18 protein-coding genes are annotated in these 20,788 nt (G+C 41.4%); 6 read left to right on the top strand and 12 right to left on the bottom strand.

What is annotated here, in order from left to right; all coding sequences use genetic code 11:
- Positions 1 to 3: 3 nt before the first annotated feature.
- From argS to aroB, 5 genes are read right to left on the bottom strand one after another with little or no spacing between them, the layout of a single operon-like run.
- Entirely contained in the window at positions 4 to 1,641 is a 1,638-nt protein-coding gene (gene argS, locus TVG_RS07050) for an arginine--tRNA ligase (RefSeq protein WP_010917578.1), read from the bottom strand.
- A 28-nt stretch (positions 1,642 to 1,669) separates the two neighbouring features.
- Positions 1,670 to 2,923, bottom strand: coding sequence for a 3-phosphoshikimate 1-carboxyvinyltransferase (locus tag TVG_RS07045; RefSeq protein WP_241760279.1), 1,254 nt, complete (start codon positions 2,921 to 2,923; stop codon positions 1,670 to 1,672).
- Positions 2,892 to 3,698 carry a shikimate kinase gene (locus TVG_RS07040; protein WP_010917576.1) on the bottom strand — a complete coding sequence of 269 codons (807 nt, stop codon included), beginning with the start codon at positions 3,696 to 3,698 and terminating at the stop codon, positions 2,892 to 2,894. The genes TVG_RS07045 and TVG_RS07040 overlap by 32 nt, the downstream gene beginning before the upstream one ends.
- On the bottom strand, positions 3,685 to 4,488 hold the full coding sequence (locus TVG_RS07035; RefSeq protein ID WP_010917575.1) for a shikimate dehydrogenase: 804 nt from the start codon (positions 4,486 to 4,488) through the stop codon (positions 3,685 to 3,687). The genes TVG_RS07040 and TVG_RS07035 overlap by 14 nt, the downstream gene beginning before the upstream one ends.
- Positions 4,475 to 5,557, bottom strand: coding sequence for a 3-dehydroquinate synthase (aroB, locus tag TVG_RS07030; protein WP_010917574.1), 1,083 nt, complete (start codon positions 5,555 to 5,557; stop codon positions 4,475 to 4,477). The genes TVG_RS07035 and aroB overlap by 14 nt, the downstream gene beginning before the upstream one ends.
- 165 nt (positions 5,558 to 5,722) lie before the next feature.
- Between aroB and TVG_RS07025 the strand changes: the two genes are divergently transcribed.
- Positions 5,723 to 7,594 (top strand): glycoside hydrolase family 15 protein, encoded by a 1,872-nt coding sequence (locus TVG_RS07025; protein WP_241760278.1) that lies wholly within the window; start codon positions 5,723 to 5,725, stop codon positions 7,592 to 7,594.
- Positions 7,595 to 7,626: 32 nt separating this feature from the next.
- On the opposite strand, the gene TVG_RS07020 is transcribed toward TVG_RS07025, so the two are convergent.
- Complete coding sequence (locus tag TVG_RS07020) at positions 7,627 to 8,631, bottom strand: aldo/keto reductase (protein ID WP_010917572.1); 1,005 nt, start codon at positions 8,629 to 8,631, stop codon at positions 7,627 to 7,629.
- A gap of 33 nt (positions 8,632 to 8,664) precedes the next feature.
- Positions 8,665 to 10,341 (bottom strand): B12-binding domain-containing radical SAM protein, encoded by a 1,677-nt coding sequence (locus tag TVG_RS07015; RefSeq protein WP_010917571.1) that lies wholly within the window; start codon positions 10,339 to 10,341, stop codon positions 8,665 to 8,667.
- A 183-nt stretch (positions 10,342 to 10,524) separates the two neighbouring features.
- On the opposite strand from TVG_RS07015, the gene TVG_RS07010 reads away from it, so the two are divergent.
- The 3 genes from TVG_RS07010 (at position 10,525) to TVG_RS07000 (ending at position 13,475) form a co-directional block, all read left to right on the top strand.
- Positions 10,525 to 11,055 (top strand): CBS domain-containing protein, encoded by a 531-nt coding sequence (locus TVG_RS07010; RefSeq protein ID WP_010917570.1) that lies wholly within the window; start codon positions 10,525 to 10,527, stop codon positions 11,053 to 11,055.
- Between the two features lie 107 nt (positions 11,056 to 11,162).
- Positions 11,163 to 11,489, top strand: coding sequence for an SCP2 sterol-binding domain-containing protein (locus TVG_RS07005; protein ID WP_010917569.1), 327 nt, complete (start codon positions 11,163 to 11,165; stop codon positions 11,487 to 11,489).
- Between the two features lie 6 nt (positions 11,490 to 11,495).
- Entirely contained in the window at positions 11,496 to 13,475 is a 1,980-nt protein-coding gene (locus TVG_RS07000) for a 3-hydroxyacyl-CoA dehydrogenase/enoyl-CoA hydratase family protein (RefSeq protein WP_010917568.1), read from the top strand.
- A gap of 1 nt (position 13,476) precedes the next feature.
- On the opposite strand, the gene TVG_RS06995 is transcribed toward TVG_RS07000, so the two are convergent.
- Positions 13,477 to 15,066 carry a fatty acid--CoA ligase gene (locus tag TVG_RS06995; protein WP_010917567.1) on the bottom strand — a complete coding sequence of 530 codons (1,590 nt, stop codon included), beginning with the start codon at positions 15,064 to 15,066 and terminating at the stop codon, positions 13,477 to 13,479.
- Positions 15,067 to 15,221: 155 nt separating this feature from the next.
- Between TVG_RS06995 and TVG_RS06990 the strand changes: the two genes are divergently transcribed.
- A complete protein-coding gene (locus TVG_RS06990) occupies positions 15,222 to 15,623 on the top strand; it encodes a PaaI family thioesterase (protein ID WP_010917566.1) in 402 nt (133 codons plus the stop codon).
- A 403-nt stretch (positions 15,624 to 16,026) separates the two neighbouring features.
- On the opposite strand, the gene TVG_RS06985 is transcribed toward TVG_RS06990, so the two are convergent.
- Genes TVG_RS06985 through TVG_RS06970 form a run of 4 tightly spaced genes read right to left on the bottom strand, consistent with a single transcriptional unit; the run spans position 16,027 to position 19,334 of the window.
- The gene (locus tag TVG_RS06985; protein ID WP_010917565.1) at positions 16,027 to 16,536 is read right to left on the bottom strand and encodes an acyl-CoA dehydrogenase family protein; all 510 of its coding nucleotides are present in this window, start codon (positions 16,534 to 16,536) and stop codon (positions 16,027 to 16,029) included.
- 20 nt (positions 16,537 to 16,556) lie between these two features.
- Positions 16,557 to 17,033, bottom strand: a complete 477-nt coding sequence (locus TVG_RS06980; protein ID WP_010917564.1) for an acyl-CoA dehydrogenase family protein — start codon at positions 17,031 to 17,033, stop codon at positions 16,557 to 16,559.
- A complete protein-coding gene (locus tag TVG_RS06975) occupies positions 17,033 to 18,142 on the bottom strand; it encodes an acyl-CoA dehydrogenase family protein (RefSeq protein ID WP_010917563.1) in 1,110 nt (369 codons plus the stop codon). The genes TVG_RS06980 and TVG_RS06975 overlap by 1 nt, the downstream gene beginning before the upstream one ends.
- Position 18,143: 1 nt before the next feature.
- Complete coding sequence (locus TVG_RS06970) at positions 18,144 to 19,334, bottom strand: acetyl-CoA C-acetyltransferase (RefSeq protein ID WP_010917562.1); 1,191 nt, start codon at positions 19,332 to 19,334, stop codon at positions 18,144 to 18,146.
- 272 nt (positions 19,335 to 19,606) lie between these two features.
- On the opposite strand from TVG_RS06970, the gene TVG_RS06965 reads away from it, so the two are divergent.
- On the top strand, positions 19,607 to 20,728 hold the full coding sequence (locus tag TVG_RS06965; RefSeq protein ID WP_048054028.1) for a DEAD/DEAH box helicase: 1,122 nt from the start codon (positions 19,607 to 19,609) through the stop codon (positions 20,726 to 20,728).
- The last annotated feature ends 60 nt before the right edge of the window (positions 20,729 to 20,788 follow it).

The raw sequence follows: 20,788 nt of genomic DNA, 5'->3' as shown, positions 1-20,788 counted from the left end.
TTTTTAAATTTCTTCTAACATTTTTATACCAAGTATATCCCCTGCATCTTCTACAATTTTCATGTACGTTTCGATCAATCTAATTCTTCTGTCGTAAACCCCATCTGGAGCCCCTATCACTCTGCACGCCTTATAAAAGTCATTAAACTTCTGCGCTAGATCAATTAGATAACCAGCAATTATATCCGGTCTCAGGTTCTGAGCTGCGTCTGATAGGACATAAGGGTAGAGATACATCTGCCTTACTAATTCTTCTTCTTCATGATCCATTTCTGTTGAGAAGTCTTTTTCATCCCTTTCCTTCTTCTTAATTATGCTGGCGCCCCTTGCGTAGGTGTACATAATAAAGGGTGCTGAATTTCCTTCAAAGTTAAGGGCCTCGTCCCACCTGAAGGTTATTGGCTTTGGTGCGCTTACACGTATTATGTTGAACCTTATTGACGAAGAAGCTATGACCTTTGCTATTTCTTTCATTCTTTCTTCTTCTAGATCTGGCCTCTTTTCTCTTACTATTCGGAGCGCCTCTTCAAAGGTCCTCTCGATCAAGTCTTCCAGTGTAACTATATTACCACGCCGGGTTGACATCTTTCCGCTCTCAAGAGTTATAAAGCTATAGTAAACGAAGGACATTTTACTCTCTATGTTCATAATGCCCTTCATAACATGCTCTAGCAATTTTCCGTGCTCTTTATGATCCTCTCCGAGGACATTAATTATCCAGTCGAAATTTTGAGCTTTATACAAATGGTAGGCTATGTCTCGAGAAAAATAGAGTGTTGTGCCGTCGCTTCTTGTTAAAAAGACTTTCCTGCCGCCCACCTCTATGTATTTAGCACCGCCCTCCTCAGACGGATTTACAGATTCTATCGCCTTTTCTACTTCTCCAGAACGAATGAAATCCGATTCCCAGTTAAATTCATCGAATCCTATCCATACCTTGGCCAGCGTCCCTGTTATTCCCTGAAGCATAACGCCAGCGATCTCGCGAAGTTTTCCATAGATATTTGGGTCTGCTCTCTCATACCGCATTAAATTATTTTCGATCTCCTCCTCTACGCTCTTGTCCTTCTCTATTTCCTTGTAAATCTTCTGATAATCTTGGAGTAGATTATCCATTGTCATTGGGCCATTGTACTTCTCGTAAGCAGTATATAGCGAAAGCATCTGTTTTCCTGAGTCGTTTACAAAGTATTGTTTTGTTACTCTATAGCCGAATCTCCCTAATAGGCGTGAAATAGAATCTCCTATTATGGAATTTCTTGCCCTTCCAATGTGCAGCGGCCCTGTCGGGTTGGCACTCGTATGTTCTACGCTTACTCTTTCTGGCTCCTGGAACGTATCTGGATATTTCCCATACTTTTCAACATAATCCAGAAGGTATCTAAGTACGCCCCTTTTGTCCAAATAAATATTAATGTATCCATTTTCTAACTTAGCGCCAGAAATATTTTCAATAGTCCTTATCTTTTCTATCATCTTCTCTATTTTCTCCCTTCCATCTGGCTGATTTATTAACCTGAATACTCTTACTGTAAAATCTGAATGTCCAGTTGGATCGACATACACATCATTTTCTGGTGTCTTATGAACTTCATTTACCCTCTCAAATATCAATTTTCTAATATCCTGAAAAATAAGCATATCAGTTAATTGTTGAAGCATATAAAAATTATGCCAGTTCCTCTACATTTGCGAACTTTGAGAGTTCTGCAAAGAAACCAGGAAAACTCTTGGCAGTCTTTTCCGCATTTTCTATAACAGTCGGAAAACCACCTATGAGCGAAGCTATGGAAGCTGCCATTATCATCCTATGATCTTTATATGAGATAACATCTGGAAACCTTACTGAGCCAGGTTTTATGAAAAGATCCTGGCCGTTGTCTTCCACATTTGCACCGAACCTTTCTGCAAGATCAATAATGCCCTCGTACCTGTTGCTCTCCTTAGTCTTAAGCCTTTCGTAGTTCCTTATCTGCACTCCGTACTTTGAAAAAATTCCTATGACAGATAATGGCGGGCAGAGGTCTGGATTCATATCTGCATCAACTGAAACAGGCTCATTTATGCCGCTTATTACGCGTATTTCTTCCCCATTAATTAGAATGTTATTCTTGAAAAGATCTAGTATCACGGAATCGGGCTGGATTCGGCTAATCCTCTTTATCCTAAACCTCACATCAACTGAATCAGATAGCAGGCCTAGCACCATAAAAAACGCCATCGACGAATAATCTGGTTCAACGTCTATGGCAGTCTTCCATACACCTGTTGGATTTATTGTTATGGTTCTCTCTATGTTAGCAAAATAGCCCAGATCATAGAGAACTCTCTTTGTTATATAGACGTATCCTATCGATTTAATGTTTCTTGCCGTAAATTCGCCGCCGCCCTTCTTGGCATAGTATAGCATAAGGGATGATACGAACTGTGAACTAGACCCCTCTATCTCGACGTGCTTTTTCTGAGAGTTTCTTCCATCCACATTGTAGAAACCCGCTTCGTTCCTTTCAAATTTTACTCCATTTTCCCCTAATGCCATTAGAAGAGGCTCAATAGGTCTCTTTGCAAGGCTATCCTCACCCTTAATTCTTGTAACACAACCAGATGCAGCAAGTAGGCCTATGGAAAGCCGGTAGGAAGTGCCAGATTCACCAACATATATTTCTTCTGGGCACTTGAAATTGCTAGAGATCTTTATCGATCTATTGTTTATTGTAATTGTAGATCCAACGCTTTCAGCTATCCTCATTGCAACATCATCATCGTTTGTTATGGTTATACCATTCAGCACTACGCTCTTGTTTAGAAAAGCCGAGGCGAGTACATACCGCTGGGTAAAACTCTTTGACGATGGCATTTCGGCAATACCACTCCCGCCAAGATTTGAAACCTTAACTATCATATATTCTATAACGTATCCCATGGTTGTTTATCTTTGTCACTATCCCAAAACCGATATCCATTTTTGCCCTCTTTGCGTCACTGGGATCTGTGAATAATCCAAAAACAGCAGGCCCCTTTCCGCTTTGGGATGCATAATTAGCTCCATTCTCTTCGATCTTCCTTACCGTCTCTAGATCTATGCCGAATATTGTTCCATAGATAAAGCCGTTGAGAACCGCTGCCTGGAATATGAAGCCCCTTTGTGCGAGGTTCTCAGCGGATCTGGCAACTTTAAAATAATTTCCACGGATATTTATAGATCTCGAAGGCCTTGTTTCTCCTCTTGCACAAACAAGCACAGCAAGTTCAGGAAGCTTTCCTCTTTTGATAATTTTCATCCTTTTGTTGTCTGTGATGCAGTAACCACCGTATAAGGCTTGGCACAGATCGTCGAGTGCCCCAGTGGCTGAAAGACCAACCGCTTTGGAAATATTGGCAAGGCGCACAAGTAAATCCGCATCCTCTATATCCACGGATTTGTATAATAAGGACGCCTTGGCCAGGGCCAGAACAAGCGCACTGCTGCTCTTTAATCCATAACCGGCTGGTATTGAGCTTTTCACTTTATAAGTTAGTTGATCCTTTATTCCAAATTCACTTCTTATGGCTTCCATCAATCTATCCTCTCTTCTCCTAGTTCCAGCATAAACTGTTGCTGTAAGGGGAAGATCTATGGAAAAAGCACCGCCTAATCCATCTATGAAAGCTGAAAGTATTGATATACCTCCATTGGTGGTAGCTTCAGCGAACTTCATTTACGGCCACCCTTACGGAATTAATTAAGGTATCGATGTCGCATCCTGATGTTAGTATATCCAGTGTTTTAATAGCCTGGCCAATGTAAAGATCAAGACCAGACAATGTTTTTGATCCCGAAATGCCTGCTCTTTTAAGGAATGGAGTAACTGGAGGATTATAGACCACATCTACTGCTATTTTCCCTTTGCCAAATTGAACCTCAGGGAATGGATCCCCGACGGCCTCTGTGCCTAGCGGTGTGCAGTTGATGTATATGTCATAATCATTATTGGCATATTCTTTTATATCTACATCGTACGCATTAAGTTTATTCTTCGCAAGTTTGACATCTCTGGCTTTTACTGTCACACTTTTAGCATTGTTCTTAATTAAATAGTGTATAACAGTTCTAGCTATCCCTCCAGACCCTGCTACGACTATGCTCTTTCCGCTTACATCGACGCCGCCTTTTTTGAACATATATTCTATGCCATAGTAGTCTGTGTTGAAGCCCTTTAATAATCCATCCTCAGTTTTTACTAAGTTGACAGATCCTATTGAACGGGCCTCCCAATCTATTTGGTCTAGGTAATCCATTATACTTATTTTATGAGGTATCGTAACGTTGAACCCATCCATCTTGGATGCATAAGACATGAAATATTTTAGCGTCTCTGGAAATATATCAATAGATAGATAAATGGCATTTAATCCCTTTTTCTGGAAATACCTGTTGTAGACAATCTGCCCTATTGAGTGGGATACGGGATGGCCTATGAGCCCAAATACATAATCAGGAGGCATCATTTTCCTTTATGAAAGTGTTTATTCCGTCGCTTATCATGCGTTCAGTCGCCTTCATCGTTATAACCTTCCCTATTTCTGAAGGCACTGGCATATTGATGTAGCCCTCCATAATTTTCTTGTCGTTGGAAATATACCTAAGTATGTTTCCTGGCCCAATTTCCTTTAAGTTTAATTCCTCTATCCCATATCTTTTCATTAAATCGCGTATTGCTTCGATGACTTCATGGTTTGTATTTCCGTATTTTTCTCCTATGTGGGCTTCGACAAGCATTCCAGTTGCTACCGCCTTTCCATGTGAAATACTACCCTTTGTTGCGCCCTCTATTCCGTGGGCTATTGTATGGCCTAGGTTCAATACGCTCCTTATCCCGGTGCGATCATAAAAGTCCCTGTTAACTATTTCACTTTTTATCTTTACGCTCAGTTTTATTATATTAGTTGCGCAAGCATCAAAATTGTCTATGGAACATCTATTCAGGGTATCGTACATGTCGCCGCCCGATATTATAGCGTACTTGATGACTTCAGACATCCCCTCCCTTATTATGAACGAATTGTTCTTCAAGAACACGGTATCGTCAATAACCATGTACGGATTATAGAAAGTCCCTATCACATTCTTGACATCCGAGAAGTCCAAGCCGTTCTTGCCACCTATGGAGCTATCGACTTGTGCAAGCAATGTCGTCGGCACTGCGATCATCATAACACCTCTTTTATATGTTGAAGCTACAAAGCCAGCAAGGTCTCCTACCGTACCACCACCAATGTATACCAGCAGGGATCGTCTGTCTACCTTTCTCTCCAGCAGCACTTTAACGATCTTTTGATAGTTTCTTAACGATTTTAATGATTCTCCATCGTTGAGGGATATCTTTACCACGGAATTTCCAAAGCTACCTACATCAGGTATATGGTTTGCATACATCTCCTCGACGGTCTTGCTTATCATTATAACGATACTATCATACTTCCCAGCTTCCTCGGATAAGTGGTTGATTGCGTTATCTCCCACGATAAAGGATATATTATCGCCGTTCATCGTTATTACAAATCTCTGGGTATCCACACAATACTTATAATTTGATAGATATAAATCTTTGTAGGACATGATTTACAATGCCATAGTTATTCTATGCATTTCGTTGAGAGTTAAAGATCGAACAGTATTATACGTCCTGAGTTACTTATTCAAGCATGGAATTGGATCTTACCGTAGATAACGTTAATATCCATGAAAAAAATACCGCATGAACTGACTCATATGGCCTTTCATGGTCTTGTTAAATATTCGGATATAACAGTCGAAGGATACCCCAAAATACAGTATCATGGTTTTATTGGCAACAATAGGACTGCAATGCTTGTAGCCATGAACGGATACATAGATTGGGGCTGCCTGCCAAATTTTAATTCAAACGCCGTATTCTCCTCTATACTCGATAAGAACAAAGGCGGTTACTTTGCAATATTCCCCTCAGACACAACCGATGTTTACGTCGATCAATATTATAAGGAGATGACGAACGTCCTTGTTACTGAGTTCGTAAAGAATGGTAAGATAATACTACGCCTCACAGATTTTATGCCGGATTCAGAATACGGGAAAATAAGTTTTCCCGAGGTTCACAGATTTGTGGAATCATTTTCGGAACCTATAGATATAACCATAGACTTCAAGCCTACTTTCAACTATGGGCAGGATAAGCCGATAATAGAGAAGGATCAGCACGGATTTATTTTCACGACTGACAAGGAATCTATAGGAATATCATCTGAGTTTCCTCTAAGGAAGAATTCCGACCGTATATTCGGGAATGTCAAAATGGAACCTAGAAGCTCATCATGGATTATTGCACTCTATGGTATCCATCACCTATTCCGGACAACTGATTATAAGTCATACCTTAGGCTGCAGGAGACCACTGATTACTGGAGAAAGTGGGCTTCTTCGTCTAGCTATGCGGGCGCGTACCATAGTATGGTAATGAGGTCGGCGCTTGCTTTAAAGGTGCTTTTTTATGAGCCGACTGGGCTTATGGTAGCGGCACCCACTGCTAGTCTACCAGAAGCAATAGGGGGCGAAAGGAATTGGGATTACAGGTTTACGTGGATAAGGGACACAGCATACGTCATTGAAGCCCTTTCCAGCATCGGATATAAGTACGAGGCAACTGAGTTCCTATACGATATGATGGATATGATTACAAGGGATAATAGGATTAGGACCATCTACAGCATAGATGACTCAAATGATCTCGAGGAGAGGATTATAGACTACGAAGGATATAGGGGATCCCGCCCTGTAAGGATAGGAAACAAAGCTGTGGATCAGCTTCAGATAGACCAATACGGTTCGATTGTAAGGGCAATTCACTCGATGGCGAAGGCGGGCGGCATAGTAAACTCTTATCTATGGGATTTCGTGGAGCAGGTTATGGCCAAGATCGAATACCTTTGGAAGTATCCAGATTCAAGCATCTGGGAATTTCGTACTGAGCCGAAACAGTATGTGTATTCAAAAGTTATGTCGTGGGCTGCCTTTGATAGTGCTATTTCAATGGCGAAGGACCTTGGGTTAAGTGCTCCGATCAAGCAGTGGAAATCTATACAGGATGAAATAAAGAAAGAAGTTCTTGAAAAGGGATTCGATACGGATACAAACAGCTTTGTACAGTACTACGGAAGCAAAAACATAGATGCTGCGCTCCTTAGGCTCCCAATACTTGGCTTTATACCAGCCAATGATGAGAAGTTTCTGGGTACACTTTCAAGGATTGAAAAAGAGTTGATGGTTGACGGTTACCTCTTCAAGAGGTACAGGGAAGATGACGGCCTGAAAGGCGATGAAGGTTCCTTCTTAATGTTGACATTCTGGTATATAGAGGATCTAATACTTATGAAGAGGCTTAAGAAGGCCAGAGAGGTCCTAGAATCTGTGCTTGAAAAGGCAAACCACCTAGGGCTGTACTCAGAGGAGATAGATGAGAAATCTGGTGATTTTTTGGGGAATTTTCCGCAGGCACTATCACACTTGGGTGTGATAAGGGTAGCTCCAAAGCTTGAAGAGGCTCTTCTCAAAAGAACTTCAAAAATAAATTCATAAAATAGGATAATGCGATATTTTATCGATAAGGCTCACAGGACCATCCTATCAATTTCCCTCATATCAGAATCCGTAAGGTTTACTTCTAAGGCTTTCAGATTTTCTTCAAGGTATTTTTCCTTAGTAATTCCGAGCAGCGGAATTATGGGTATCCCCTCGATCTGCGATTTCTTTATCAACCAAGCAATAGCCAGCTGCCCTCCAGTTATGTCTTTTTCCTTGGCGAAGTTAATCAACGCGTCTATCTTCTTTTGATTCTTCTGGTGGAAATCAATTATTTCGGGATAATACGATGATCTTGATCCTTTTTCTGGCCCAGATACGTATTTTCCTGTGAGAACTCCCTGTGCAAGTGGTACATAGGCTAAGATACCCATACCATACTTCTTCGCCACAGGGATCTTATCCTTCTCTATTCCCCTCTGCAGTATATTGTAAGGCTCCTGCATCGTGACAAAGTGATGCAAGTTGAGCTTTTCTGAGATGTTCATAAAATCCACTATATCTTCGGCAGAGTGGTTGCTTTCGCCAATGTATCTTGCCATATCAAGATCGACTATATGGCTTAATACTCTCGCTGTTTCTTCGTGTGGCGTAAGGCTGTCGCTCCAGTGTATTTGGTAGAGATCAACGTATTCTAGGCCAAGTCTCTGAAGGCTTTCCTTTATCTGCCACATTATGTGTTTTCGTGAGAGCCCCTCCCCGTTAATGAACTTAGAAACTGGCCCCCTAACCTTAGTTGCTATGACTAAGGATTCCCTTTCGTATCCTTTGATGGCTTTGCCAAGTATTCTCTCGGAATTTCCTATGTGATCTATATGATCTTCATTCTTCTCAACCCTGCCGTGGTATATGTTAGCGGTATCAAAAAAATTAATACCTGCATCGTATGCTTTCTTGAAGATCCTCTGGAACTCACTTTCATCGACTTTCTCCACACCATCCGATGAGTATCTATTCGAACCTGGCAGATGCCACGTGCCAAGTGCAAGCTGGGATACAAGAGTACCTGAACTACCTAGACGAACATACTTCATAAGAATGATATGTAGTTAAATGATAAATAATTATCACGCTCTTACAAACTGGGCCAATGAGGTAATTTCATCAGTACCCTCGACACCCCAGCGCTTCACCTTCTCTATGTCAACGCCTGCCTTCTCAGCTTTCTTCTCAATAAAGTCCATCATAAGCCTTCCGCCGAAGGATATTAGACCGCCAGTAGCTAGCTTCAGAAAAGCGTTTCCATGGGCGTCTCTAAAACCGTCCCTTGCTGCCATCTTTGCAAGGTGCCTGTAGGATGCATAATAGACAGCTAAGCCGTTGACATCAAGTAGATTTGTATTCAGCTTCCTCGACTTTATCCTTCCAAGCGGTACATTGACTAAAGGCGTAACTGTAAATTCGAATGGCCTGCCATCAACATATGAGTTGCTCAACTTGTTAATAAGGGCGATAGTGTCCCAAAGATCCTCTGGTGTTTCGCCTTCTTGCCCTACCTGAATTGTAAAGGCCGATCTCCAATAGTACTTTGTCTCTACGTTGACTCCCTGCCATACGATATCCTGCCATGAACCATCTACTCCAATTCTGAGCGGCAAAGTCTTATTGGGCATGTGCTTCTTTGCGAGTACTTCGCTCCCTGTTTCAAGGCCAGTCTGGATGCCGATCCAGTTCCTTGGGCCGGCTTTCAGTATCTTGGAAAGCTTTTCAATCATTTCTGGGTATCCAGCAGGTATTGAGATCCTTCCATGCGTCGGGTTAGATGTCTTTACGCCAGGAACGCTCATAACAGCGGAGAAAAGCTCGCTAAGTGCTTCTTCATTAGGTTCGAAAAAGTGGCCGTGTTTATAGCCGAATATTTCATCAGAATGCAGCCATGCGTTGTCTACACCGCCGGCAACGTTTATCTTTATCTCATCTATTATCATGCTTAGAGGCATGTACCTTAAAGGCCTCAATGTAACCTCACAGAAATCGCATCCTACTCCACAACCCCTCATGACCTCTACCATACCTTTCATCGACGGGTTTACTATTTCAGGGATATCTTCAAGCCTTGGATAGGCAGATTGTGTTATTCCACGTGCTAGAAACTTCTCGTCTTTTTTAAGTACCTTGTGGAACTCTTCGTCGTAGCTCATATAGCCATTGAAGAACATCTGTTTGTCTATGTTGCCTTCAGCTACCTGCTCGAATAGATCCGCAACAACATCGTCCGTTTCACCCTGGACGTAGTAATCGACCTTGTATTTATCGATCTCATCTCTTAGTATAGTAAACTCCCAAACCCCAGGGCCGCCCACTATCAGTTTTGCTTTCTTACCTTCTCTCGCTTTGTTAACCTTCTCCATCAACGTATCCCATTCGCGTCTGACCCACGCATCAAGGTCACCGCCAAAGAGTGCATAATAGGACATAGTAGTCGGGCCCAAGCCAAGCGGATCCATGGTGGAGACGCCTATGACCTCAGTTTTATCATCAACGTACTCCCCAAGGTAGTCTTCATTGACTACAACGACACTATCCCTCCCAAATCGCTTAACCAGAGAAGCTTCTATTTTTCTGACTGCATATGGAGCATATTTGACTATCCCGTTTACATTAGGTGGTTCTGGTCCTTTCAAGAACCTGTATATTGGTCCAGGTATTGTCTTACCAGGTGCACAAGGGAGAAAGTCTAGCAATGGAAAGTGTCTATATTCATAACTCAGTGTGGTGTCAGATACAAGTACGAATCTGGTCATCTTATCCTTGATATGTAGACTCTTTTTATTGATAAACTTTTCTTCCAAAGTACTGTATTTTTGTCCTTTTTCTTGCATGGATGATCTATTGCGCTTATTTTTATGGTTGGAGTTAGTCAGAAAACGGTCGGACTCTTTCTAAATTATAATAAATGTTATATTATTAATTTAAATATTGAATCTATGAGAGTGGAAAAGATAATGAATACAAATTATAGGTCCGTGAATGAAAATTCTAGCGTCTTCGATGCTGTCAAGATAATGAATGAAAACAGGCTATATGGCCTTATAGTTAAAGACAACGAAGGTAAAGACGTTGGTTTGATAAGTGAAAGAAGCATTATAAAGAGATTTATCCCGAGAAACAAGAAGCCGGATGAGGTACAGATAAAATACGTGATGAGGAAACCGATACCAAAGGTACCAAGTAGTTATGATGTTAGAGACGCTGCGGCATATCTAAGCGAAAACGGTCTTGAAAGGTGCGCCGTTGTTGATTCTACAGGAAAGGTCGTTGGCATAATCACGCTGACAGATCTATCAAGATATTTATCTAGGGCCAGCATAGTGGACGTACTTCTATCCCACCGCACGAAAGATTACAAACATCTCTGCCCAAAGTGTGGTGTAGGCGTTCTCGTCCCGGTATATGATCAAAAGGGAGAGATAAAGGTATTTAGATGCTCAAATCCAGCATGCGATTACGAAGAATAAAATATATCTTCTAAGTTTTAAATATTCTTAATTCTATCAATTCATTTAATAGCTCACTATTTACAACCTAGGGAAAAATTATATGGATTATGATCCTATACTTTACTATGGGTTCTAAAGAATTAATAAATGAAATGGTTTCGAAGGTAAACGAAAAAGATCTTTCTGGAATAGCTAACGCCGAAAAAATTGTTTCAATAGCACTTTCTGATGCCAAGCCATTCACTATCATTATTAAAAATGGCAAAATACAACTTACAGATGAAACACCTGAGAAAGCTGATGCAACTGTTAAATGCTCAGATCAGACCCTATCTGATATAATAACCGGCAAGCTTAACGCCTTTTCAGCTTTCATGAGCGGAAAGGTCACTGTTTCAGGAGACTTATTCTTTGTTCAAAAAATAATTAGCGTCATAGGCAAAACGAGGTGATTAATTTTGGAAATAAGTAAAGTAACCGTGATTGGATCCGGGATAATGGGTCACGGGATTGCGGAAACTATAGCGCTTGCTGGCTATGATGTTAATCTGGAGGATATATCTGATGATGTTCTGGCTAAAGCCAAAGCCGAAATTGATGCAAGTCTTGACCGGCTTGTAAAGTCTGGAAAACTATCAGACAAAACAAAGGTGCTTGGAAGGATACATTACTTCACCAGCATACCTGAATCTGTAAAAGATGCCGATCTCGTCATAGAGGCTGTGCCAGAGATTCTAGATATAAAAAGGCAGGTTTTCGCGCAGTTAGATCAGAGCACTAAAGAGGATGCCATACTTGCTACGAATACTTCGAACATAAGGCTGACAGAGATAGCTGAAGGTGTAAAGAAAAAGGGAAAGGTCGTTGGAATGCATTTCTTCAACCCTCCAGTAGTATTGAAACTGGTAGAAGTAATAAGGAGTGATTATACTGAAGACGAAGTATTTGAAGCAGTTTATGATTTTTCCAAGAAAATTGGAAAGATACCTATAAAGGTTTACAAGGATACCCCAGGATTTGTTGTCAACAGGATAAACGCACCCGAATCACTTTACTTCTGCCTTGTACTTGATAAAGGGATAGCGAAACCTGAGGAAGTAGACAGATTTGCTAGGTCTCAGGGACTTCCTATGGGCCCATACGAGCTAATGGATTACGTTGGCATCGATACTGTATACCATTCCCTAGAATACTACGCGAAGGAACTTTCTCCTGATTATGCTAAATGCCAGGTATACAACAAACTCTACAACGAAAAGAAGCTGGGCCTAAAGACAGGAGAAGGTTTCTACAAGTGGGTTAATGGTAAGGCCCAGATACCAGACGCCCAGCCTACTAAAAACGTTGAGCTTATGGACATATTTGCGCTCGAGATAAATGAGGCTGTGAAAATAATAGAGGAAAAGATCGTCTCGCCTGAAGACATCGAGATAGGCGTCAAGTTGGGTATGAACAGGCCATTCGGCCCCATAACTGTTGCAAAAGGCCTCACAAATGCGGAGATAAAAAGCAAATTAGAATCTCTATACAACAAGTTCGGAGTTTCGGTATTCCAGCCCGCCAAGTCAATATCAGAAGGTAGGCTTAAATCACTCATATCTGAAAAATTTGAGCCCCCAGTGCGAGGACAACAGACTGAACAGGAAAAGCCCTCTATCGTAGAATCATCTGACCCAGTTATTCTTGAAAGGAATGGAAAGATTGCAGTGCTCCGCCTTAACAACACAAAGAACAATCTCATAAACTCGGCTGTCCTAGATGCACTGGAGCAGCAGATAAACGATCTGTGGCATGATAGAGAGATAAATGTCGTCGTAATAACTGGAAATGGATCAGTATTCTCAGCCGGCGCACAGCTTGACTCATTTTTCTCCAGTACCTTCGATTTCCTTGAATTTTCTAGGAAAGGAGAAAGGATCTTCAAGCTTCTGAGTGAGATGCCAAAGATAACAATAGCAGAGATGAAAGGGTACGTGCTTGGTGGTGGCCTGGAACTATCGCTTGCCTGCGATATTCGAGTTGCAACTGAAGACGTGCAGATCGGTTTCCCTGAAGTGACGCTAGGTCTCATACCCGGCTGGGGAGGCTCGCAGAAGCTGTCTAAGCTGATTGGCGAATCTAGGGCGTCTTATTACGTTTTAACTGCTGAGCGCTTTGACGGCAAAAGGGCTTATGAAATCGGGTTAGTATCTAGATTATACAAGCCGCAGGAGATCGATGCTGAAACTTTGAAGTTTGCAAAGGACATATCGGAGAGGGTTGCGCCAATATCTGCCGCTCTTGCTAAGCGTCTGTTGCTTAGAAGCGCCAATACATCCCTTGACGATGGTCTAGAGATGGAATCTATGGCTATGGGAACTCTGTACGGTACAGAAGATCTGAAGGAAGGCATATCCGCATTCCTTTCAAAAAGAAAGCCTAATTATCAGGGAAAATAATTTATTTTTTCAACATTTCCCTGAGTACTTTTTTGTCTATTTTGCCAGTACTGGTCTTTACAAATTCTTTTACGTTTATGAAGTCGTCTGGAATCCAAAATTTTGCAATTCTTCCCTGCCTCACAATATCTTCCAAGCATTTTCTTATCTCCTCTGGCTTAGCAGTACCTGTATAGAAGGCTACCGGCCTCTCTCCCCACTTCTCATGGGGCTTTCCAACGACAGCGTTTTCAACAACACCAGGACACGCACTTATTGCATCTTCTAGTATAAGTGATGGTATAAACTCCCCGCCAGACTTTACCGCATCCTTTTCTCTGTCAACTATCTTAATGTATCCAAACTTATCCATAACAGCCAAATCACCTGTGTGCATCCAGCCGCCCTTCCACAAAGCTTCAGTACCCTCTTTGTTCTTTACATACACAGACGTCAACCAGGGCGCCCTTACCACGATCTCGCCTATGGTTTTCTCATCTCTTGGCACATCGTTCCATTTGTCATCGATAACACGGAGCTGTACAAGCGGTATTGGTATTCCAGTCTTGAGGTGATACTTCTTTTGCTCTTCAAGTGGGAGCTTCTTGACATCAGAGTTGTATGTAGCTAGCGTAAGTATAGGGGCAGTCTCAGAGAGGCCATAACCAGATATTGCCATTATACCAAGCTTTTCTGCAGCTTTCTGGAGGCCTTCAGGAAGAGCTCCGCCTCCTATTATCGCTCTTATCTTTCTCCCAGCTATCTTCCCTACATTTGGATTCGTAACGATCATGTAGAGGATCGAAGGTACCATGGCTATCACCGTGATATTTTCTTGTGCGATAAGATCTATTATATGATCGAAGTCATAACGACCAGGAAGGACATATTGCCGGCCGCTCATTATTGTCATATAAGGAACTCCCCAAGCATGAACATGAAACATTGGCACCAACGGCATTATGACGTCATCTGCAGTCAGGCTAATAGGCCTGTCAGATAGTGCCAAGCCGGATGATATTGCGTGCAAAACTATCTGCCTGTGTGTAAACTGTACACCTTTTGGAATTCCAGTAGTTCCGGATGTGTAGAAGGTCGTTGCTAGATCGTTTTCCGATATTTCTGGAAGTTCGATATCGTAGTTTTTCGACATCAACTCATCATAGATGTACTTTGGAGAAAGTTCGTCTGGGACATTCCCGTATTCGGAATATATAATCCAGCCCTTTATGAAGTAGAAAGCCTCCTTATTCTTTGAGAGAATAGGGACAAATTCGTCCCTTACTATAACATACTTATCCTCGGCGTGATCCATTGTGTAGTATATAAGATCTTGAGGATACCTAACGTTAACCGTATGCAGTACCGCCCCTATCATTGGAACAGCAAAGTAGGCCTCCAAGTATACGTATGTATCCCAGTCTATGACTGCTACCGTGTCTCCCTTCTTAACCCCTATGGAAATTAATGCTTTTGCGAGCCTGTAAACCCTCTCTCTGAACTCTTTATAAGTAAAAGTTTTTTTGCCGCTATAATTTATTATCTGATTTGGATTCGAAGAGACTCCGCTCTCTAACATCTTGTCTATTGTCAGCTGGTAATCGCCATTCATGTATTTATATTGCTAATGTTCTTAATATATTTTCTCTTTCTAAAAGAAATTACTTAAAAAAAGGTAGATGAATCAAGGAATAGAAATATGTCTGAATATAAAAATAATTGTAATTGTGATCATAAACTTTTAAAAGAGTAAGAAATGAGCATGGGATGTTTGACGGCTCTGACCTTAAAAATCTTTTCAGTCTTGACGGCTTCTTAAAAACAATTCAATTTGAACCGGAGTACATAAGAGAGGGGGAAATTTCCATAATCGTCCCGCTACGCAATAACCTGCTCAGAATAGGTGAAATAATGAATGGTGGAGCAGTTATGGCTATTTCCGATGCAATCGGTGGGCTGTCAGCCATGACTTATCCAGGCATAGTAAATCAGGTAACGGTGAGTTTCAACACAGAGTTCATGAGACCCATAGCAAAGGGTCCCGTAAGGTTCATTTCAAGAGTTGATAGGATTGGAAAAAGCATCGCATACGTGGAAGTATTGGTCTATGATGGGGAAAACTTGCTCTCCTCAAAATCGACAGGAGTATACTTCCTGTACAGGTCTTAGGAAAAATAATAAATATATTTTTTGAGCCAAAAACAATTGATTACGGAATTTCAAGGTAAAACGAAATTATTAGGATAAAATTTGATGAAATCCAATTGCTCCAATAAAAATATAAATTGGCAATATCAAATTGATATGTATAAAATATCGAAAAATAAGATCTGCACAAATAATAAAATAAATTTATACGACTTCCTCCACGCCCTAAAGGGAGGGTGTTTTTCCAATCGATTCGTGTTTATATCTCTCATTTGAGGAGCAGTTGAGTGGCTCAGCGAACCACTCCCATTGAATATTCTTTACGAAAAAAATATTTAAACTTTTTATAAGGAGGCTACCCATGCCCGTGGTGAATGGCGAGACTTTCTGCCTCCTTAACCTCATTTTCGTAATTCGCATAACCTCAGATTATGCCCCCTGCCTCTCCGAAGATGTGATCTGATAGTACCATATTTTCGTACTTGTCCTGGCCGAAATAGACTGAAAGTGCCATAGCATCCCTATAGTATTTTTCTATCCCGAAGTCGTGTATGTATCCATAGCCGCCATGAGTCTGAAGGGAGACCCTAGTGGCTCTAAGAGACAGATCTTTTGCCTTGATCTTTATGAGTGCTCTTGAATACTCGTCACCCGATCCATAAAGATAGAACCTAAGCACATCGATCTCCATCTTCAAGGAAACTAGGTCGTCGAATATAGGTGAATAATCTTTCAGGGGATGATCAAATGCAGTCCTTACCTTTGAATATTCTATAGCCTTAGATATGGTACCATCGGACAAGCCAAGGAAAATTGCAGCTATCTCTCTATCGAGCTTCTGGAATGTGGATCTCATCATTTCCTCTGAGCCAAGCCTTTTGTATGAAGCACCAGACACGAATAAGTCCGAAAGATCAAGGCCACGTATGCCCATATGCCTCTTTTCCTTTGTACTTATTCCTTGCTTACAGCGTAAACATCTTTACCATCCGTCAATGCTATTGCTTCGACATTTGCATTTATTACGTTTTCCTTGGTAGCATTTATCTTGCCTGCTGAGACTTCAACCTTGCCAGATTTTCCCCTGGCATAATAGTCTGGGAATGCTACTGATACCCTCTTCTTTCCGGAAGCGATATAATTCACATCGTCATCCGGATTTAGCTGTAGATAGAAGTTGGTCAGGAAAACCTTCATAGCTACTGACGGCGAAACTCTAGAGAGCTCCTCAAGCACTATTATGTAACCTAATTCGTCTAAGCCTGAACCGCCTTTTTCCTGAGGAGCAGTTGCAGCAAGGAAACCCTGGGCGCCGAGTTTGAGGACAAGTGTATCAGGTATGCCTTTTATCTCGATATCCTTCGAAATGTTTTCTATCTCTTTATTGGCGAACTCTCTAACAGTGTTACGTAATATTTCGTACTCTTCCATCACTGGACATCACCTGTTTTAAGCATTCTGGCTATTACAAGCTTTTCTATTTCGCTCGTGCCTTCCCATATCTCCATTATTTTAGCATCCCTAAACGATCTCTCAATGCTAGATGTAAGGCCGTCGATTCCCGTTACCTCCATAGCCTTTCTTGATACGTAAACGGCTGTTTCGGCGGCGTATGCCTTCGCCATGCTCGTCACAGCAGGGTTTGGGTTGAAGTTAAATATGTAAGATGCAGCCTCATAAGTTAAAAGTTTTGTTGCCTCAATCCTAGTGGCCATATCTGCTATAGTAAACTGCACTCTTTCAGGCTGAGATGTCAGCGGGCCATCCTTCTGTAGTATGGATAAAGTTCTTTCGAGTATTCCCTCGGCGATGCCGAGAGCTTGTGCAGCAACATAGGCCCTGCTTATGTCAAAGAACGTCATTATATAGTAAAAGCCTCTGCCAGGTTCACCAACCAGGTTCTCCTCAGGTACCTTTACATTTTCCAATGTGAGCTCAGCGGTATCAGTTGCTCTAACTCCGAGTTTACCCTTTATCTTGTTAGATCTAAAGCCTTCAAAGTCCCTCTCTACTATAAATACACTCATACCGTGGTGTTTCTTTTTTTCCTGAGACGTCCTTGCAAGGAGAACAAAGAAATCCGCTATGTCTCCGTTTGTAATAAACATCTTTGATCCATTTAGTACATAATGATCTCCCTCTTTTACAGCGGTAGTTTTTATGTTTGCTACATCGCTGCCACCACCTGGCTCTGTAACAGCTAGGCCCATTTTTGCTTTCCCAGCAAAAACTCTGCTCAAGTACTTTTTCTTCTGTTCATCATTGCCAAAAAGTGCAATTACCTCATTTCCGAAGAATGGTACGAGCATAGATATTCCCATGCCAGCATCGTACTTGCATAAAGCTTCTGTCGCCATAAGTATGTTCCAGGGATTCGTGTAATCAAAAATTCCTTCGGACATCATCTTCGTAAAGACATCTTCTGGGTAGTGTTCTTGCTCATCGTATTTCGAAGCTAAATCTTCGGTAAATTCTCTTTTCGCAAACTCTTCTATCTTTTTCCTAAAGTTTAATAGGTTTTCATCAAGTTCAAAATTCATATTAATACCTCTCAAAAATCACCGAGTATCCTTGCCCCCCTCCAACACAGAGCGTAGCAACTCCATACTCAGCTTGCTTTTCGTTCAATATTCTAGACAGCGTTCCGGCTATCCTAGCTCCGGTTGCACCAAGCGGATGGCCTATCGATATACCCCCACCATGAATGTTTACCTTGTTTTCTTCTATTCCGAGCTCCTTCATTGCATTTAGGACGACTACTGCGAAGGCTTCATTGATCTCCCAGTAATCTATGTCCTCTACTTTCATTCCTGCCTTGGCAAGTGCCTTTTGAGTAGCTGGGACTGGGCCTTCACCCATTATGCTGGGATCTACTCCAGCCCAGCCGAATGACACTATACGCGAGAGAGGTTTAAGGCCATATTCTTTCACCTTCTTCTCCGACATGAGCAGTGTTAAGGATGCACCTGCATTTAACGGGGAAGAATTCCCGGCAGTAATTACACCATCGTCCTTGAATGCAGGTCTAAGTTTCTGCATCTCCTCTAGCGACGTGTTCTTCCTTATACTCTGATCCGAATCGATTATCTTTGTCTCTCCTCCTATCTCGACTTCCATTGGAACGATCTCCCCTTTGAAGTATCCATCGTCCAAGGCCTTAGATGCCAGCTGATGGCTCCTAAGGGCATACTGATCCATTTCTTCCCTTCCAATGTGGTGGAGCGAAGCGAGTTTTTCAGCAGTAAGCCCCATAGAATAACCCGTATTCATATCGTAGTGCATATATTCTGGCCTGACAAGTAGCTTAACATTTGGCTTCAGAAACGGACTGTTGCTCATCGGTACGTGGGTCATATGTTCGTATCCGCCAGCCATAACGATATCTGCATTTCCGGTCATTATCTCCATAGCACCAATTGTTATGGCGTTCAATGATGAAGAGCATGCTCTGTCAAGTGCCATTCCAGGAACATTGTCAGGGAGGTTGGCTAGTAGAATTGGATGCCTTCCGCCATAAGTCCAATTCTCATCCTGTTGCAGGGCGCATCCTGTGATTACATCATTGATTTCTTCCGGTCTTATACCAGTTTCATCGATCACTATATTTATCAATTTTGCCATTGCTTCGTCCATTCTTAAGGAATTAAAGACATCCCTCTCCGGATCATTAGGCCTGGAGCGCGAAAAGGCTGTGCGCTTAAAGTCAACCAAATAGACATTTTCGTTTTCCATAGTATCGAAATGAATAAGTGGTAGAACTAATATAAGCTTAACCTGACAATATTCAAATTATCATGTATTTATATTCTGATATTATAATATAGTGATTTTAAATATTAAATAGTTTTATAATGTTATATATCTCTGTATATTGCGATGCCACTAGATAATTAATGAAAAATTCTAAGCAAGCGAGGCATCTTTTTATATAAGACCAGAATGACGATATGGAATAAAAATAGAGAAGCATGTTGCAATCTATTTTTTACTAAACAGTGTTGGAAATGAAAGGGTTCGAAGAATTTAATTTAAGGAATGAATTGATTGAAAGTATAAGGGGCACGGGTTATAGTGAGCCGACTGAGGTTCAGTCTATGGCAATACCGATTGCTCTTGCAGGCTCTGACTTAGTTGTTAGGTCAAAGACAGGCTCTGGAAAGACGGCTGCTTATTTGATACCTATAATAAACAACACAGCAAAGGAAAAGGGAATAAGAGCTCTTATTCTTCTACCAACAAGGGAGCTGGCGGTTCAAGTTGCAAAGGTTTCTGAGGCTTTAGGCAAAAGATCTGGAATAAGGACTGTTGTTGTATACGGTGGAGTATCAATCAATAAACAAATTGAACTGATATTGCGCGGCGCTAATATAATAGTCGGTACACCTGGTAGAACTCTTGATCTTATAGATAGGGGGATCTTAAATTTTGATAAGGTCTCCTATTTTGTTCTTGACGAAGCTGATGAAATGCTTGACATGGGATTTATAGAGGATATTAAGAAGATAATAAATGTACTCCCAGTTGAAAGGCAGTCATTTCTTTTCTCTGCAACGATACCATCAGAAATAATCGAACTGGCAAAGGGCTTTATGCATAATGAAGAAATATTATTTTTATCAAAGGATGAGGTAACGGTAAATGGCATAGATCATAATTACGCAGTAAGCAGGAGGGAAAGAAAGCTCCGTACACTATTCTCCTACATCGATAAATACAAGCCTGAAAAGTCAATAATATTCTCTAGAACTAAGGCAGGCGCCAACATGATATATGAAGCGCTGATTAATCACGGGCAAGATGCCGTAATAATGCACGGAGACTTGACTCAAGCCCAGAGAGAAAAAGCGCTTTACAGGTTCAAAAACTTTGGCAGGTTTCTCGTTGCCACTAACGTTGCCGCAAGAGGCTTAGATATTGGTGGAATTTCAGATATTATAAATTATGATGTCCCAGACGACCCTAGGGTTTACGTACATCGCGTTGGCAGGACTGCTAGAATGGGTGCAGCAGGTAGAGCGTTTACTATAGTCGAAGACAGGGAGATTGGCAGTATAGACATGATTAGACATGAAGCTAGGGTAAAAATGAAGGAAATACATCTTGAAACAACTAGAAAAAATTTTTAGTGAACCGCATCAACAATGGGCCCTATATTAAATATTTCTATTAACATTTATTTATAATTA

Source organism: Thermoplasma volcanium GSS1, from assembly GCF_000011185.1.
In the GTDB taxonomy this organism is placed as follows: domain Archaea; phylum Thermoplasmatota; class Thermoplasmata; order Thermoplasmatales; family Thermoplasmataceae; genus Thermoplasma; species Thermoplasma volcanium.
This window is presented reverse-complemented; position numbering and strand designations above follow the sequence as displayed.